The organism is Agrobacterium tumefaciens (genome assembly GCF_009649785.1).
Taxonomy (GTDB): Bacteria; Pseudomonadota; Alphaproteobacteria; order Rhizobiales; family Rhizobiaceae; genus Agrobacterium; species Agrobacterium tumefaciens.
The window spans coordinates 162064-180182 of record NZ_WJOK01000001.1 but is presented as its reverse complement, the minus strand read 5'-3'; the positions used below and the strand labels follow the sequence as shown (position 1 = coordinate 180182).

Below are 18119 nucleotides of genomic sequence, written 5' to 3'. Positions count from 1 at the left end.
GGTCCCTTGTGGCGCACTCTGGCACGGGAGATTTGAACATCCAGTTTTGAGATTTGCTTGCATTTTATCCATTGCTGCGGGAAACAAAGGCCCCATATGCTGCGCAGGCATAACGACAAGGACGCGTTCGATGACCCTCAATCGCCCAACACCGCACCCCGTATTTTCGCTTGCCGAAACCTCCGGCCCTGCCCTTGGCGACCTGCCCGGCTGGAAACTCTCGGATCTCTATCCCTCGGGCGATTCGCCGGAATACAAGGGCGACATTGAGAAGGCGGCGGCGCTGGCGGCGGCTTTCGAGGATAAATGGAAGGGCAAGCTTGAAGACGCTGCAAAGGCGACGGGCGCCAACGGCATCGGCGCTGCTCTCAAGGAATATGAAGCGTTGGACGATCTTATCGGCCGCATCGGTTCCTTTGCGGGGCTGACGTATTTTTCAGATACCTCCAACCCGGCAAACGGCAAGCTTTACGGCGACGCCCAGGCGAAACTGACGGATATTTCCGCCCATCTGCTGTTCTTTACGCTTGAACTGAACCGCATCGACGACGCCGTAATGGATGCCTGCATGGCAAACGATGCCTTAGCTGGGCACTACAGGCCGTGGCTGGTGGATTTGCGTAAGGACAAGCCGCACCAGCTCGATGACCAGCTCGAACAGCTATTCCTCGAAAAATCGATGACGAGTGCCAGCGCGTTCAACCGCCTGTTCGATGAGACGATGGCCGACCTGCGCTTCGACATAGACGGCGCAAGCCTTTCGCTGGAAGTAACGCTCAATATGCTTCAGGAGCCGGAGCCGGAAACTCGCAAGAAGGCAGCGCAGGCGCTCAGCACCACCTTCACCAATAATCTGCGGGTCTTCACCCTCATCACCAACACACTGGCCAAGGACAAGGATATTTCCGACCGCTGGCGCAAGTTCGAAGACATCGCCGACAGCCGCCATCTGGCAAACCGTGTGGAGCGCGAGGTCGTAGACGCTCTGGCTGCCGCCGTGAAAAACGCCTATCCGCGCCTTTCGCATCGTTATTACGCCATGAAGGCGAAATGGCTCGGCATGGAACAGATGAACTACTGGGACCGCAACGCGCCGCTTCCCGATACATCGAATACGATCATTCCCTGGGATGAGGCGAAGGACACCGTGCTGTCCGCCTATGGTGATTTTGCGCCGGAGATGGCCGATATTGCCCGCCGGTTCTTCGATGAGCAATGGATCGACGCCCCCGCCCGGCCCGGCAAGGCGCCGGGCGCCTTCGCGCATCCGACCGTGCCTTCGGCCCATCCTTATGTCCTCGTCAACTATCTCGGCAAACCGCGCGACGTGATGACGCTTGCCCATGAGCTTGGCCACGGCGTGCACCAGGTGCTGGCCGGCGACCAAGGCGCGCTGATGTGCGCGACGCCGCTGACGCTTGCCGAAACTGCCTCCGTTTTCGGAGAAATGCTGACCTTCCGCAAATTGCTTGACGACACGAAGGACGTCAGGGAACGCAAGGCCATGCTCGCCCGCAAGGTCGAGGACATGATCAACACGGTCGTGCGACAGATCGCGTTTTATGAATTCGAACGCAAGCTGCACACCGCCCGCAAGCAGGGTGAGTTGACCTCCGAACAGATCGGTGAATTGTGGCTTTCCATTCAGGCCGAGAGCCTCGGCCCGGCGATCAAGATTTCCGAAGGGTATGAGACCTGGTGGACCTACATCCCCCATTTCATCCACTCTCCCTTCTATGTTTATGCCTATGCCTTCGGTGATTGCCTGGTGAACTCGCTGTATGCCGTTTACCAGAAGGCCGAGACCGGCTTTCAGGAGAAATATTTCGAGCTTTTGAAAGCAGGCGGCACCAAGCACCATTCGGAACTTCTGAAACCATTCGGCCTCGACGCGACAGACCCTTCCTTCTGGGACAAGGGTCTTGCCGTGATCGAAGGGCTGATCGACGAACTGGAAGCGCTTGACAGCAAACAGGCCTGATTGCCTCCGAAAAATACCGATGACAGGCGACGAGCAAAGGCAATGAAACGCAAACCCGCCGATCTGACCTTGAGAGAAACGCTGCGCTGGGAGCCGCAATCGGGCTTTCAGCGCATTGACCAGCATATGCGCCGGCTATTGCGCTCAGCCGATGCGCTCGGTTTCCGAGCACCGGCCAACGCGGTTCAGGTACTGGAGAAGAAGGTGGGCGGCGAAAGTCCGCTCTGCGTGAAGCTGGTCATGAACTACAAGGGTGAGCTCGATATCGAAACGGCCGAGTTTCGGCCGTTGCAGGAGGGAACCGTCTGGCGGATCCGCATCGCGACGCAAACCAGGCTTGATTCCACCGACACCTTCTATCGCCACAAATCATCGCGCCGGGAACCCTATGATGCCGCCCGCGCCGAATTTTCAGCCGGGGATGCAGACGAGGTTCTGCTGCTCAACGAGCGCGGCGAGTTGTGCGAGGGATCATCGACCAGCATCTTCGTCGAAATGCCGGACGGGCAATTGCTGACGCCGCCGCTCGACAGCGGTATTCTGCCGGGCGTTCTGCGTGCCGATCTCATCCGCCAGCGCAAGGCACGCGGGCAGGCATTGAAGCCGGAGGATATTGCCGGTCGACGGCTGTTCGTGGGAAATTCGCTGCATGGGCTGATTGCGGCGGAGCTGGTCTAGACCGTCACCGCCAAAAGCCGGTCGCGGCCCTTTTCCTTGGCAGCGTAAAGCGCTTGATCGGCGCGCATGAAAACATCGTCGGCACTTTCTGCCATCCGATAGGTCGTCATTCCAGCGGAACAGCTATAGGAAAAATCCGGAAACTCGGCCAGAGGTCTGGAAAGACGCACCTTTTGCAGTAGCCGCTCGACGATCTCCCGGCTCTCAACAACCGAACTGCGCGGCAGGATGAGCATGAATTCCTCACCGCCGATCCTGCCAAAACAATCCACCCGCCGGACGACGGAATGGGCGATCCCGACAAAATCGCGCAGCACCGCATCGCCGCATTTGTGGCCAAAACGATCGTTGATGTGCTTGAAAAAGTCGATGTCGAGCGTGCAAAGGCAAAAGGGCGCTTCAAGCCCCTTGCCGACCCGCTCCACCTGCAGCGCGAGTTTGGCGAAAACAAAACGCCGGTTCGCCGTTCCCGTCAATTCGTCGGTCTGCGAGGCGCGCACCGCCAGATCCCGGTCCTGCCGCAGGGTTCTGTAGCCCTGGCGCAATTCGGTGACATCGCTTGCGACACACAGCATCCAGCCATCCTGCTGCACCGTCTCCGTCATCCAGAACCAGCGGCCGTCATACATGTCCATCTCGAAGGCACGATACGGCAGCTTGCCGCGCCGGGACTGCGCCGACAAAAGCCAGCCCTCGAAATCGCTGTTTCTGACGACCACGCCGGTTCGCAGACGGTGGTTCAAGCGCATGATTTCCGCCCAGGTCGAAAAATCATCGTCGGCAAGCTGAAAGCTCTGCCGAAACGACGGGTTGGCATGCCGCAACCGGTCTTCGGAATCGTAAAGTGCAATAAGAACGGGGGTGGCGCTCTGAAGCGCTGCGACACGCTCAATAAGACTATTCAACAGGCAACACTCCTGTGATGACGAAAAGCCCCCTTTTCGTCATCTTGCAAAAGCCCCCAAGCCCTAGGGCATATACACGAAAAGAAGAACTTGATTATAAACGTAGTCTCTAAAATGCGAAGGGGAAGAATGCGGTCGGAAGGTCTCGACTTCAATCTCGCCGGATCGCAACCGCGCAGAACGGGATCACCACACACCAACCCGTCACAACTTTCGCATCCCGGGCTTGCGCTACCGTCATATGTCCGTCATGCACCTGCCCTTTATTGTGGCACGCTTTTATGATCTAGCTTACTTATTGGCTTAAAAAGGAAAAATGACGAATGACGGACGCAAACCATCCGATTTACGGCGATATTGACGGCCCCATCATCATGATCGGCTTCGGCTCCATCGGGCGCGGCACTCTTCCGTTGATCGAACGTCATTTCAACTTCGACAAGACCAGGCTCGTCGTCATCGACCCGCGCGAGGATATCGCAGCGTATCTGGCCGAGAGAAACATTCGCCATATCCGTACGCATCTGACCAAAGAAAACTACAAGGAGGTGCTCAAGCCACTCCTTAAAGGGGTTCAGGGTCAGGGCTTCTGCGTCAATCTTTCGGTCGATGCCGCATCCGTCGATCTGATGAGGCTCTGCCGCAAACATGGCATGCTCTACATCGACACCGTAGTGGAGCCGTGGCCCGGCTTTTACTTCGATGCAGACGCCGACAATGCCTCCCGTACCAATTATTCGCTGCGCGAGACCATGCTGAAAGAAAAGGCTCGGAAACCGGGCGGCACAACGGCCGTTTCCACCTGCGGTGCAAATCCCGGCATGGTGTCCTGGTTCGTAAAACAGGCGCTGGTCAATCTCGCCAAGGATAGCGGTCTCGACATCGAAGAGCCGCGACCGCATGACCAGCAGGCATGGGCAAAGCTCATGCAGCAGCTCGGCGTCAAGGGCGTGCATGTGGCAGAGCGCGATACGCAGCGGGCAAAAAATCCCAAGCCCTTCGGCGCATTCTGGAACACCTGGTCCGTCGAGGGTTTTATCGCCGAAGGTTTTCAGCCCGCCGAACTCGGCTGGGGAACGCATGAAAACTGGATGCCGAAAAACGCGAAAAAACAAAAAAAGGGCAGCAAGGCAGCGATCTATCTCGATCAGCCCGGCGCCAATACGCGGGTACGGACATGGTGTCCCGGACAAGGGCCGCAATATGGATTTCTGGTCACCCACAACGAGGCGATCTCGATTTCCGACTATTTCACCGTCCGCAATGACGAAGGCGATCTGATCTACCGGCCCACCTGTCACTATGCCTACCACCCCTGCAACGACGCCGTCCTTTCCCTGCACGAACTTTTCGGTAATGGCGGCACGCCGCAGCCGATCCAGCATGTGCTTGGCGAAGACGAGCTTGTCGATGGTGCCGACGAGCTGGGTGTTCTTCTCTACGGCCATGACAAAAATGCCTATTGGTATGGCTCGCGGCTAACCTTGCAGGAGGCACGGGCGCTCGCCCCCAGCCAGAACGCGACCGGATTGCAGGTCAGCTCCGCGGTACTGGCCGGAATGGTTTGGGCGCTTGAAAATCCGCAGGCCGGCATCGTCGAGGCGGATGAAATGGATTATCGCCGTTGCCTTGAGGTGCAGCGTCCCTATCTTGGACCGGTCGAAGGACATTACACGGACTGGACGCCGCTCGACGGTCGCCCGGGACTGTTTCCAGACAATATCGACACCTCGGATCCCTGGCAGTTCCGCAACATCCTCGTGCGCTGAGGACATGGCGTCTCATATTTGTCACGCAGGTGTTTTCATGACGGATGTCAGGAACCCGGGAGAGCAAACAACGTTGCCTTGAAATAAATAACGCTTCACGGCATGGTCGAAACATCAGGGTTTCATCGAATCGCAGGAGAACAGGCTCATGAACTTCAAGACAAGCGCTGCTTTGCTTTGTGCCGCAATCGCGGTGTCTTCATGCGTTGCGCCGGGTCCCTCCCAGCAGACGTCGATGGCACCCTCGCTTGCCCGCGGCCCGGCCGTGGATGGCCGCTGGATCGACCGCAACGGCATCGTATCGACATTCCAGAACGGTGCTTTCTCCACCCGTTCGACCGATACCAACACGCTTCTGGCATCAGGCACCTATGTCACGATTTCGCCGACGCTCTATGAAATCAACATGACGTCGTTGGTGCGCAACACGCAATCGCGCGTCAACTGCGCGCTCGTCTCCCCGTCACAACTGAACTGCACGACGGACAGCAACAGCCAGTTCTCGCTAACGCGTCAGGGCTGATAACACAGACTTTTCAATGGCATGAGCTTTTAAAACGCACGCCTCAAGCGTGCGTTTTGCTTTATTGCGCCACTGTCACAATTTCCGCTTGCGGCAGCTGCCGCTAAATGGAAACATCGCGCTTTGAAAGACTGACATACTTTCAGACTAGAGAATGAGCACGGCCTGATGATGATCGACCGGCCAGGGCTTCCGCTTTGAACAGGAGAGAGGGACCATGAAGAAAATTTTGAGACTGAGTATGCTGAGCGTTTCCGCGATAACGCTTTCAGCCGGAGCGGCTCTGGCCGACTACGAACTCAACATTCTTCACATTAACGATTTTCACTCCCGTATCGAATCGATCAATAAATTCGACTCGACCTGCTCGGCGGAAGAGGAAGGCAAAAACGAATGCTTTGGCGGCGCCGCGCGCCTCTTGACCGCAATCAACCAGACAAGGGACGCGCTCAAGGCTCAAGGCAAGAACGTTCTCCTGCTCAATGCCGGCGACAATTTTCAAGGCTCTCTGTTCTACACCACCTACAAGGGTACCGTTGAAGCCGAAGTGCTGAACGCCATGAAGTTCGACGCCATGACCGTCGGCAACCATGAATTCGACGATAGCGAAGACGGGCTTGCGGGCTTCCTCGACAAGGTTCAGTTTCCGGTCGTGACCGCCAATGTGGTTGCCAGCGCCGCCTCGAAAATCGGCGATCGCGTCAAGCCGTCCATCGTCCTTGAAGTCGGCGGCCAGAAAATCGGCATTGTCGGCGCTGTCGCCAACGACACGGCGGAACTTGCGACCCCCGGCCCCAACATCACCATTGCGGAAGATGTCGCGAAAATCAGCGAACAGGTGCAGAAGCTGAAAGGCGAGGGTGTAAACAAGATCATTGCCCTGACCCATGTCGGATATCCACGCGACCTCGAATTTATCGCGAAAATCCCGGATGTGGACGTCGTTGTCGGCGGCCACTCGCATACGTTGCTCTCCAACACCGACCAGAAGGCCGAAGGGCCTTATCCGACACTCGTCGACAATCCCGGCGGCTACAAGGTTCCGGTCGTTCAGGCAGGGCAATACAGCAAATATCTGGGTGACCTGCGCGTCGTCTTCGATGACAGCGGCGTGGTCAAGGAAAGCAAGGGCGATCCGATCCTGATCGATTCATCCTTCAAACCCGACGAAGCAACGCTCAAGCGTATCGATGAACTGAAAGCACCGATCGAGGCGCTGAAATCGAAGGTCGTCGGCACTTCGGAAGGCCCGATCGAAGGTGACCGCAAGGTTTGCCGCGTCAAAGAATGCTCCATGGGTAATCTGGTAGCGGATGCGACCCTTGCCCGCGTCAAGGATCAGGGCGTCACCATCGCTTTCGCAAATAGCGGTGGCCTGCGCTCCTCCATCGATAGCGGCGATGTCTCGATGGGCGAAGTCCTGACGGTTCTGCCGTTCCAGAACACGGTCGCGACTTTCCAGCTGAAGGGCGAGGATATTCGCGCTGCCCTCGAAAACGGCGTCAGCCAGATCGACGATGGCGCGGGTCGTTTCATGCAGGTTTCAGGCATGAAATATTCCTTCGACCGCTCCAAGCCAGCCGGCAGCCGCGTTACTGCGGTCGAGGTCAAGGAGGGCGACGCTTTCGTGCCTCTCGACCCGGCAAAGACCTACACTGTTGCGGCGAATAATTACGTTCGCACCGGCGGCGATGGCTTCAAGGTATTCGCGACCAAGGCGATCAACGCCTATGACTTCGGCCCCAACCTCGAAGAGGCTGTAGCTGCCTATATTACGGCCAACAGCCCCTATAAGCCCTTCACGGACGGCCGCATCACCGAAGTGACGCCTGCCGGTTATGTGGCTCCGGCAAAGCCCGCTGCATCAGCGCCTGCCGCAACAGCACCGGCGGCAACTGCAACCGCTCCGGCCGCCACACCAGCCCCGGCTCCCGCAGCACCTGCTGCGACTGCGCCTGCCACCACCACGCCGGCAGCGGCCGCGGCTGCCGCCAGCAAATATGTCGTCGCAAAGGGCGATTCGCTCTGGAAGATCGCGGCGGAGAAGTATGGCGACGGTGCCCTTTGGACCAGGATTGCCAAGGCAAACACGCTGAAGCATCCGAACCATATCGAGATCGGCGAGGAACTGGAGGTTCCGGCTCAATAAGCCGCGAACACACAGACAGGGCAATTTGCCGCAGACGGGAAGCCGGCCTCGCACCATGAGGCCGGCTTCTTATTTTCCCTTTAAAAACAGATCATTACAGGCTGCGTTTTATCAAAAGACAATGCGTTCGTTACCGCACCTCGGAAATCACCTCCGCAGGTGGTTCAATCCTTACAAATTTCGTCTAGAACACGTGAACAAATTGACGGCACGAGCATATAGCTTGAGCATTTCCGGCAAAACCGCGTCACGGTTTGCGTCCGGCCATGTATAAAAACAAAAAATGGAGCGTTTCCGCCCTTTATCCCAAACGGAAACGTTCTCACGCAACCAGTACGAGTTCAGGGTGTCATTCATGACGACAGAATTATCCGCACTTCCCGTAGACCATCCCCGCGTAAGATTTGGCAAGGTCGGCGTTCTGCTTGTCAATCTTGGCACGCCGGATGGTACGGACTATTGGCCGATGCGCCGTTATCTGGCGGAATTTCTGAGCGACAAACGCGTCATCGAATGGTCGCGCCTCTACTGGTATCCGATCCTGTACGGCATCGTCCTCAACAAGCGCCCGCAGAAGGTCGGCAAGGCCTATGAGGCAATCTGGAACCGCGATCGCAACGAAAGCTATCTGCGCACCTATACCCGCAGCCAGGGCGAACTAATGGCACAGGCGCTGAAGGATTTGCCCAATGTCGTCGTTGACTGGGCCATGCGCTACGGCCAGCCTTCCATCGCCTCGAAAATCGACGCGCTGAAGGAGCAGGGATGCGAGAAAATCCTGCTATTCCCGCTCTATCCGCAATATGCCGCATCGACCACGGCGACGGTGAACGACAAGGCTTTCGAACATCTGATGAAGCTGCGCTGGCAGCCCGCCATCCGCACCGTTCCGCCCTATCATGACGATCCTGCCTATATCGAGGGGCTTGCCGCCTCCGTCAAAAACCATCTGGCAACGCTGGACTGGGAACCGGAGATGCTGATCACCTCCTTCCACGGCATTCCGCAATCCTACTTCAGGAAGGGCGATCCCTATTATTGCCACTGCCAGAAGACCGCCCGTCTGCTGAAGGAAGCGCTGGGACGGACCGAGAAGAACTTCATGATCACCTTCCAGTCGCGTTTCGGGCCGGAAGAATGGCTGCAGCCCTATACCGACAAGACCATGGAAAAGCTGGCATCCGAGGGCATCAAACGCATCGCCGTCATGAATCCCGGTTTCGTATCGGATTGTCTTGAAACGCTGGAGGAAATTGCCGGTGAGGCCGGAGAAATCTTCCTGCATAATGGCGGCGAGAAATTCACCCACATCCCGTGTCTCAACGACAGCGTCGAGGGTATGACAGTTCTCGAAAAGGTTGTACGACAAGAGTTGCAAGGTTGGGTGTAATCTTGCCATAACGATGCGGGTGTAAGATCCCAAAAGGTTGTGGTGCTGGAGGAAAAAGTGATGATTGCATTGGGCGGTTTCGATATCGTCGTCATAGCGGCGGTTGTTTTGGTTATTCTGGTGCTCTTTGCCGGCATCAAGACCGTACCGCAGGGACATCGCTACACGGTTGAACGGTTCGGGCGCTACACCCGCACACTCGAGCCGGGCCTCAACCTCATCGTGCCGTTCTTCGAAAGCATCGGTTCGAAGATGAATGTGATGGAGCAGGTTCTGCATATACCGACACAGGAAGTTATCACCCGCGATAATGCCAGTGTCTCGGCTGATGCCGTCACTTTCTATCAGGTCCTCAATGCCGCGCAGGCCGCTTACCAGATCACCAATCTGGAAATGGCTATTGAAAACCTCACCATGACCAACATCCGCTCGGTAATGGGCTCGATGGATCTCGATGAGTTATTGTCGAACCGTGATGCCATCAACGATCGCCTGCTGCGCGTGGTTGACGAGGCGGTGGGACCATGGGGTATCAAGGTTACGCGCATCGAGATCAAAGATATCGCGCCGCCGAAAGATCTCGTCGATTCCATGGCAAGGCAGATGAAGGCGGAGCGTGAAAAACGCGCGCAGGTGCTGGAGGCCGAGGGCGCCCGCAATGCTCAGATTCTGCGCGCAGAGGGCGCAAAACAATCTGCCATTCTCGAGGCGGAAGGCCAGCGCGAAGCGGCGTTCCGCGATGCCGAGGCCCGCGAGCGTCTGGCCGAGGCCGAAGCCAACGCCACCCGCATGGTGTCGGAAGCCATCGCTGCCGGCAATGTCCACGCGATCAATTACTTCGTTGCCCAGAAATATACCGAAGCGCTCTCCAGTATCGGCACCGCCAAAAACTCGAAAATCGTGTTGATGCCGATGGAGGCTTCTGCATTGATCGGCTCGCTCGGCGGCATAGGGGCAATCGCCCGTGACGTTTTCGGCGACAAGGGCGATGCACCAACGGCGCCTGCCGTCCCCGCATCTTCCCGCTCGGTGCCGCCGTCGCGGCCTTCGGCCCAGGCCATCAACGTGACAATTCCCGGTAATCCCTTCGGCTCTTCATCGGAGAAGTGACGATGCTGCAACGGCTTGCCACGGAACTGGGACCATGGAGCTGGTGGATTGCCGGCTTCATTCTGCTGGCTGCCGAGCTGGTCGCTCCGGGCGTGTTTCTGATCTGGATTGGCATTGCCGCGCTGGTGATCGGCGCGCTCTCCCTGCTGTTCTGGGATGCTGCATTCTGGGCGTGGCAATTGCAACTGGTGCTGTTTGCCGCCCTCTCCATCGCCTTCGCCCTGCTTGGCCGGAAATATTTCGGCAAAAACCGTGAGGCAAGCGACGAACCCTTCCTCAATCAACGGGAAGCCAGCCTTGTTGGCCGCACAGCGACCCTGCAGGAGCCGGTTGTCGAAGGACGCGGCCGCATAAGGCTGGACGATACCTGGTGGTCCGTTAACGGTGAGGACATGCCAGCCGGAACACGTGTCAGGATCGCAGCTGCGCGTGGCCGGACCCTGACGATAGAGCCGCTCGACCGCCCATAGCGATCAGGCTACACCGATTCTCAACAGATCGTGGAAATGCACCAGCCCTATTGGTCGGTTATCGTCATCAACGACGATCAGCGCACCGATATGGAATTTTTCCAGCGTCGCGAGAGCGCTGGTCGCCAGCACCGATTTTTTGACCGTTTTCGGAGTACGGGTCATGATGTCGTCCACCGTCAATTCCGCGAGGTTGCGCGACAGGTTGCGCGCCATATCGCCCTCGGTGACGATGCCACACAGACGGCCATCCTCGTCGAGAATACCGACGCAGCCGAAATGCTTGCGGGAAAGAACACTGACTGCTTCCGGCATGGAAGTTCCCTTGCCGACTAGCGGCACCCGGTCGCCGGTATGCATGATATCGCTGACCAGCGTAAGGCCCGCGCCCAGTTTGCCGCCGGGGTGAAACACCTTGAAATCACCGGCAGTGAAATTGCGTGCTTCCAGAAGCGCAACGGCAAGGGCATCGCCAAGTGCCAGCTGCATCAATGTTGAGGTGGTAGGCGCAAGTCCGAGCGGGCAGGCTTCCTGTTCATTGGGAACCAGAAGCACGATATCGGCTGCCTTCGCCAGCGATGCACTCTCCGAACAGGTAAGTGCAATCAGCGGGATGGAGAAACGGCGCGAATAGTTGATGATGCTACGCAGCTCTGAACTTTCACCGCCTTTGGAGATCGCCAGCACCACATCATCGCCGCCGATCATGCCCAGATCGCCGTGGTTGGCCTCTGCCGCATGCACGAAAAACGCAGGCGTTCCCGTGGAGGCGAAGGTGGCCGCGAGCTTGGCGCCTATGTGGCCGCTTTTACCAACACCGGTGATGATGAGGCGGCCATTAGACTGGCCGATCGTCTCGATCGCCTTGCAGAAAGGTTCGGAAAGCCCGTTCCTGAGGGCCTCTTCAAGAGCGGCAAGGCCAGCCCTCTCCATCGAAATCGTCCGCACGGCGGATTCAATCGCATTGTCTTCAACCAGTTTGACGGCTCTCGTAATCATGGCCGACTGTTACTATTTCAACCGGAATAAGTCCACTCTACAGCCGAAAATCGCCGCTCTTTAGTGGCGCAGGTTCGGCGGAGAAATCTCCTCCATCGTTCCCATCCGCTTGAAAGGGATGTTCTCTTCATCGACCAGATATCGCCCGACTGTCCTTATCCACGAGATAGAGCCGTCATCACGGCGCACGGCATATTCCTGATGGTAAAAGCTGGCGGCCTTGAGCGTCGTGAGCGCCGTTTCGATCACATGATTGCGATGGCCGATATCCACTTTTTCGAGCATCTGGAAAATGCTGATGCCCTGCATCGCCTGCCGCAAAGGAATGCCCAAGAGTTCAGCGCAGACTTCGTCTAGATAGAATCGGTCATTGGTAATATCCCAGCAATAAAAACCGACCTGCTTGACGTTCAAAACGGGATTCATGAAACGACGCTGTGACACAAAATAAAAATCAATTGGATTGCTAAAATAAAACGGACGAGTTCCACCCAATCATAGGGCGATTCCGTATCAAAATGAAACGTTTAAATCTGATCATATTCGAAATATTGGGCATCTCGGCAAATTTTCTTCAGTCGCGGTGCCGAAGCGGCCAGATCGAACGAGGAAGCCCCCCAGCTTTGCCGCAGCCACAGATGTGGTGAAATCCGGGAGGTCTTTATCAACTGTTAACCATAAAAATCCTATTGTTAAAGCGATATTAAAACTTGCGTCGCGTGTCTGGTCTCTTGGTCGTCCACTTCATCTGTCTGCCGCTCATTCGGCTTCAGGAAATGCTGAGACGAACTTTCGATCCGACATCGGCCAAATGCGCCGGGTGAAGAGGAATGATTGTGAAGGGCACCGCCACACGTCTGCCGACGTCGCGGAAAGCAGCAACCCTGCTGCTGCTTGCCTGTACGCTTCTCTACACCCCGGGGACTGTTTTCGCGCAAACAGCGGCCACGCGGCTGCCGGTCGCAGTTCCATCCGGCGATTCAACGCCGACAGAGAACCCCACAACGACAACTGAAAACGAGGCAAGCACGGTGCGAGCAGCACCGCCACAGCAACTATGGCGCCCCTCGAATAATCCGGGCGACCCCATTTCCGAACAGCAGGAAGAAGCGGGCCAGCCTTATGCCGACGCGGAAAACCCATATGAGCCAACGGTAGACGGCGGTGAAAACCCGCAAAGAGCCACCGAACCCGGACAAACCCCCGGCATCCGGCTCGGTACATTCCTGCTGCGGCCTTCGATCAGCCAAACGATCAATACGGAAAAGCAGACGAACACCGGCGGCCCTTCCAGACGTAACTACCTGACGACAGGTATTCGCGGCACGCTAACCAGCGACTGGTCCCGCCATGCGCTGACTGTAACAGGCGATGGCGCCTGGGAGAAAAATTTCGGCAGCAAGAATGGTGAAGAGCCGAGGGCGCGGATAGAAGCCGATCTGCGCCTCGATCTCGGCGAAGAAACGACGGCTAATCTCAAGGCGGGTTACGAATTCAGTCGTGAAGGCACCACGGACCCCAACGCTTTGACCGGCGCTGCCGTTCAGGGCGGAGAACACCGTTTCACGACCGGCGCATCGATCCAACGGGATTTCGGCAAGCTGCGCGGGCTGGCGGCGCTCGATCTGTCGCGTACGGTCTACACGGATGCAAAGGGCATAAACGGCCAGCCGATCAGTCTTAGCGATCGCGACCAAAACGGCGCGAACCTGCGCGGCCGCATCGGCTACGAATTGTCACCGGCCCTGATCCCGTTCCTCGAATTGAACGCGGGAACGACCAAATATGACAGGCGCCTGGACAATACCGGTTACGCACGATCCTCGAATTCCTACGGCGCCAAAATTGGAGCCGAGGTCGATCTTGGCGAGAAGACCCGCGGCGAGGCCGCCATCGGCTATCTACGCAAACAATATGACGACGACCGCATCGCTTCCATCGGCGCGCTGACACTGGACGGCGAACTGAACTGGTCGCCGCAGCGCGGCACCAACGTCAATCTTGGCCTGCGCACGACGATAGAGGATTTCGCCGGCGGACCACAGGGCGGCTGGATTTCCTATCGGCTGGATGCCGGGCTGACCCATGAATTGCGCAGCAATCTGGTCGCGCGGCTGACCGGGCAGATCGTGCACCGGACATTTCCCTCCTCCGATATCGAGGATGCCGTGGAATACACCGCAGGCGCTGGCTTGACCTGGGGGCTGAACCGCTATCTCGATCTGACGGCGGACGTTAGTTATCAGTGGACGCCAATTTATGACAGCAACGAACTGCGCGTCGGCGCGGGGCTTGTCCTGAAACGATAGCGTCGCCCCAAACAGAAATCCCGGCGCGAAGGCCGGGATCCCGTTGTCCAGTTGGTAAATTACTTCAGTCCGTCGATAAGAGCCTTGATCGGCTCCTCGATTGCGGGGCGGATGTCAGCGCGTTCGAGCGCGAAAGCAACGTTGGCAAGAATGAAACCATCCTTGGCGCCGCAATCGAACGTCTGCCCGCGGAAATGATAGCCAGCGAATTCCTGGGACTTGGCAAGCGTCAACATGCCGTCCGTCAGCTGGATTTCGTTGCCGGCGCCCCGTTCCTGATTTTCCAGAATGTCGAAAATCTCAGGCTGAAGGATGTAGCGACCGTTGATGTAGAAATTCGAAGGTGCCGTACCCTTGGCAGGCTTCTCGACCATTTCAGTGATCTTGAAACCCTCGCCCACGGCGTTACCCACGCCGACGATGCCGTATTTATGCGTCTGATCGGGAGCGCATTCCTGCACCGCGATGACGTTGCCGGCGGTCTGGTCATAAAGTTCGACCATGCCCTTGAGGCAGCTTTTCTGTGAATGCATGATCATATCAGGCAGCAGCACGGCGAAAGGCTCGTCGCCGACGATATCACGCGCACACCAGACCGCATGGCCAAGACCAAGCGGCACCTGCTGACGCGTGAAGCTTGCCGTGCCCGCCTTGGGCAGAAGGCCGGCCAGCAATGTAAGCTCGGCATTCTTGTTGCGCTCGCGCAGCATTTGTTCGAGTTCAAATTGAATATCAAAATAATCTTCAATCACCGCCTTGCCACGGCCGGTGACAAATACAAAATGCTCGATTCCCGCTTCCGCCGCCTCGTCGACGACGTATTGAATGACCGGCTTGTCAACGACAGTGAGCATTTCTTTCGGAACCGCCTTGGTTGCGGGCAGGAAACGCGTACCCAGACCTGCGACCGGAAATACGGCCTTCCGAATTTTCTTATGTTCTACCACATATCCCTCCTGAGAGATAAAACTTGATCACAATCCCCGCACAGTGTTGTTATTTCAAAAATAACAACGTTTTGTAAAGGGTGACGCTACCATCTATTAATGGTAAAGAATTTGTTGACATTCTTTTGTTATGCATGACGACGCCCGATGCGTTTTCGCAATCGAAATGATATTCGAGAGAACGAAAGACTGACGATGACAAAGATGATCCTTTCAAATGTCCGCAAATTCGGCTGCATGATGGTTGCAGGTCTGGCGATCTCGCTGGCCCCCGTCTCGGCCCGGGCCGATGCTGGGTTCAAGCAGTGGATCAACCAGTTCTACGCAACAGCCGCGAAAGAAGGCATTAGCAAGGCGACCTACCAGAAAGCCTTTGCTGGTGTCAGCGAGCCGGATCCGGATGCGCTGCGCAAGGCGACCTTCCAGCCGGAATTCACCACCCAGATCTGGGATTATCTCGATTCCCGCGTCAACCCCTATACGGTGCGCATCGGCCGCGAGATGAAGATGAAGCACGCGACGACGCTCAACTGGATCGAGCGTAACTTCAACGTCGACAAACATATCATTCTCGCCATCTGGTCGATGGAATCGAATTACGGCGCGGTTCTCGAAAAGCCGGAGCGCCTGCACAATATTCCGCAGGCACTGGCCACGCTCGCCTATTCCGACCCCAAACGCGCCAAGTTCGCGCGCACGCAATTGATCGCCGCACTCAAAATCCTGCAGGCAGGCGATGTCACGCCCAAGCAGCTGACGGGTTCCTGGGCGGGGGCGATGGGCCATACCCAATTCATTCCGACCAGCTACCTGCTCTATGCTGTCGATGCGGACGGCAACGGTAAGCGCGACATCTGGCACTCGGTTCCGGACGCGCTGGCGACGGCCGCCAATCTACTCGCCAAGAACGGCTGGGAACCCGGCCGGACCTGGGGTTACGAAACAGCCGTGCCGCGTGGCGGCGCCCGTTATGAGGGGCAGACGAAGTCTATTGCGGAATGGACCAAGCTTGGCTTTGCCCGCCCGAACGGCAAGAATTTCACCCGCGGCTCCGATCGCGCCATGCTGAAACTGCAGGGTGGGGCAAATGGTCCAGGTTTCCTGATGATGAAAAACTTCTTCACCATCAAGAAATACAACGCATCCGACAGCTATGCGCTGGCCGTTGGCCTGCTTGCTGACGAGATCGCCGGTTATGGCGGCATGCAGCAGAAATGGCCGCGTCCGGACGGCACGCTGGATATTCGTGAAAAATTCGAACTCCAGACCCGCATGAAAGAACTTGGCTATTACGATGGCGAAGTCGATGGCAATTTCGGCTCCGGCTCGAAGGCGGCGATCAGCGCCATCCAGTCGCGCATGGGTCTGGAAACCGACGGTCAGCCGTCGCAGCGATTGCTGAGAGCACTGCGGAATTGATAATATGCCGGTGAATTCGGCGGCGGTCTTCAACGCCGCCGAAGTATCCGGAAGGATCGATGTCATGAGTAGGAAACCTGCGGCGAAAAGCACAAGTACGGGCTGGCGCATCTGCGCCACCATTCTTTGTGCTGTCTTGTGCACGCCGCTTGTCCCTTCGCAAACCTTCGCCCAGGAACAGCGACGCACCCTGTTCGAAATGCTGTTTGGCCGGCCCGTGGGCCGGGAGGACACGCCAGGCCGCGAATACCAGCCCCGCAGTCGCCGGGATTTCCCGGCTGCCCCGCGTGAAAAATCAGTCACCCGCCCGCAACCCGCAAGAAAAGCGCCTTCGGTGGTTCAGATGCGAACCATAAAACCGGAGCCGACCGCCAAGCTTGAAAATGCCAGGCGTGTTCTGGTCGTCGGTGATTTTCTGGCCGGTGGCATGGGGGAAGAATTGGTCAATGCCTTCGCCAGCTCTCCGGGAATTTCGGTCGATGTGCGCGCGAATGGTTCTTCGGGCCTCGTACGCACGGACTATTACGACTGGTTCGCCAATCTGCCGCAGTTCATAACCGAAACAAATCCCGCCACGATCGTCATCATGATGGGATCGAACGATCGCCAGCAGATGCAGATCGGCGATACCAGGGAAAAATTTGGCACCGATGTCTGGTTCAAGGAATATGAGCGGCGGATCGATGAACTTCTGACCCTTGCCGGCCGGCCGAAGGTGCCGCTACTGTGGGTTGGCCTGCCGGCCTTCCAGTCAACCTCACTCTCGGCCGATCTCGTCGGCTTCAACCGGCTTTATCGCAGCCATATCGAAAAATACGGCGGCGAATTCGTCGATGTCTGGGACGGCTTTGTCGACGAGGCCGGTAAATTTGTCATCACCGGCTACGACATGAACGGGCAGCAGGCCCGTCTGCGTGAGGCAGATGGCGTCGGCATGACGCAGGCCGGCAAACGCAAGCTTGCTTTTTACGTCGAGAAATTCGTGCGCAGGCACCTCGACAGCGCCGGACCGGACCTCGTGAAACTGGACGGCAGCAATTTGCCTGCACTCACCTCCCTGCCCGCGCTTGGCATCGACGCGGGACAGGTGCGCACCCAGCCGATCAGCCTGACCGATCCGAACCTCGATGGCGGTGACAAGCTGCTTGGCGATGTCCCTTCGACGGCCGTATCGACACGTGTCTCGGTGGTGGAATCGCCACGCGAACGGCTGACCAAGCGGGGCGAGATGGCCGATGCACCGGCGGGTCGTATCGATGACTACCGGATTGTCCCGGATACTGCTCAGGCCAGACAGTAGCCACTTCTCCGCCGTCGCTACGGCTCGAACCGGCGTAATGTTGAGGCAACCCGGCAATGGCAGGATAAATTCAGCTTTGCAGAAAAAGCGGGGTCGGCCAATTGCCCTCCCCTGCCCGCGTCTTACTGCACGGTGATATTTATCCGATGCCCCCGCGCCCCTTCCTCTCC

At 57.4% G+C, this 18119-nt stretch carries 15 protein-coding genes; 11 read left to right on the top strand and 4 right to left on the bottom strand.

Annotated features, from left to right (window positions below; translation table 11 throughout):
• The first annotated feature begins 130 nt into the window (after positions 1-130).
• On the top strand, positions 131-1981 hold the full coding sequence (locus GH784_RS00770; RefSeq protein ID WP_127966111.1) for a M3 family oligoendopeptidase: 1851 nt from the start codon (positions 131-133) through the stop codon (positions 1979-1981).
• A gap of 42 nt (positions 1982-2023) precedes the next feature.
• On the top strand, positions 2024-2659 hold the full coding sequence (locus GH784_RS00765; protein ID WP_013761850.1) for an aminotransferase class IV family protein: 636 nt from the start codon (positions 2024-2026) through the stop codon (positions 2657-2659).
• Here GH784_RS00765 and GH784_RS00760 read toward each other — a convergent pair.
• A complete protein-coding gene (locus GH784_RS00760; RefSeq protein WP_003511446.1) occupies positions 2656-3564 on the bottom strand; it encodes a sensor domain-containing diguanylate cyclase in 909 nt (302 codons plus the stop codon). The genes GH784_RS00765 and GH784_RS00760 overlap by 4 nt on opposite strands.
• 323 nt (positions 3565-3887) lie before the next feature.
• Here GH784_RS00760 and GH784_RS00755 point away from each other — a divergent pair, with 323 nt between their 5' ends.
• The 6 genes from GH784_RS00755 (at position 3888) to GH784_RS00730 (ending at position 10975) form a co-directional block, all read left to right on the top strand.
• Positions 3888-5333, top strand: coding sequence for a homospermidine synthase (locus tag GH784_RS00755; protein ID WP_076845435.1), 1446 nt, complete (start codon positions 3888-3890; stop codon positions 5331-5333).
• Positions 5334-5481: 148 nt separating this feature from the next.
• Positions 5482-5856 carry an outer membrane lipoprotein Omp10 gene (gene omp10, locus GH784_RS00750; protein WP_003511448.1) on the top strand — a complete coding sequence of 125 codons (375 nt, stop codon included), beginning with the start codon at positions 5482-5484 and terminating at the stop codon, positions 5854-5856.
• 217 nt (positions 5857-6073) lie between these two features.
• On the top strand, positions 6074-8005 hold the full coding sequence (locus tag GH784_RS00745; protein ID WP_013761852.1) for a 5'-nucleotidase C-terminal domain-containing protein: 1932 nt from the start codon (positions 6074-6076) through the stop codon (positions 8003-8005).
• A 355-nt stretch (positions 8006-8360) separates the two neighbouring features.
• Entirely contained in the window at positions 8361-9395 is a 1035-nt protein-coding gene (hemH, locus tag GH784_RS00740; protein WP_013761853.1) for a ferrochelatase, read from the top strand.
• Positions 9396-9455: 60 nt separating this feature from the next.
• Positions 9456-10505, top strand: coding sequence for an SPFH domain-containing protein (locus GH784_RS00735; RefSeq protein WP_013761854.1), 1050 nt, complete (start codon positions 9456-9458; stop codon positions 10503-10505).
• 2 nt (positions 10506-10507) lie between these two features.
• Positions 10508-10975, top strand: coding sequence for an NfeD family protein (locus GH784_RS00730; RefSeq protein ID WP_013761855.1), 468 nt, complete (start codon positions 10508-10510; stop codon positions 10973-10975).
• A gap of 3 nt (positions 10976-10978) precedes the next feature.
• Here the strand turns inward: GH784_RS00730 and GH784_RS00725 are convergent, their stop codons facing one another.
• Positions 10979-11974 carry a KpsF/GutQ family sugar-phosphate isomerase gene (locus GH784_RS00725; protein ID WP_013761856.1) on the bottom strand — a complete coding sequence of 332 codons (996 nt, stop codon included), beginning with the start codon at positions 11972-11974 and terminating at the stop codon, positions 10979-10981.
• 60 nt (positions 11975-12034) lie between these two features.
• A complete protein-coding gene (locus GH784_RS00720) occupies positions 12035-12400 on the bottom strand; it encodes a PAS domain-containing protein (RefSeq protein WP_013761857.1) in 366 nt (121 codons plus the stop codon).
• Between the two features lie 404 nt (positions 12401-12804).
• Between GH784_RS00720 and uppP the strand changes: the two genes are divergently transcribed.
• A complete protein-coding gene (gene uppP, locus GH784_RS00715; protein WP_111795502.1) occupies positions 12805-14283 on the top strand; it encodes a polysaccharide biosynthesis protein UppP in 1479 nt (492 codons plus the stop codon).
• 59 nt (positions 14284-14342) lie between these two features.
• Here the strand turns inward: uppP and galU are convergent, their stop codons facing one another.
• Entirely contained in the window at positions 14343-15230 is an 888-nt protein-coding gene (galU, locus tag GH784_RS00710; RefSeq protein ID WP_003511458.1) for a UTP--glucose-1-phosphate uridylyltransferase GalU, read from the bottom strand.
• A 195-nt stretch (positions 15231-15425) separates the two neighbouring features.
• On the opposite strand from galU, the gene GH784_RS00705 reads away from it, so the two are divergent.
• Positions 15426-16649, top strand: a complete 1224-nt coding sequence (locus GH784_RS00705; RefSeq protein ID WP_003511460.1) for a lytic murein transglycosylase — start codon at positions 15426-15428, stop codon at positions 16647-16649.
• 64 nt (positions 16650-16713) lie between these two features.
• The gene (locus tag GH784_RS00700; protein WP_013761862.1) at positions 16714-17949 is read left to right on the top strand and encodes an SGNH/GDSL hydrolase family protein; all 1236 of its coding nucleotides are present in this window, start codon (positions 16714-16716) and stop codon (positions 17947-17949) included.
• Positions 17950-18119: the final 170 nt, after the last annotated feature.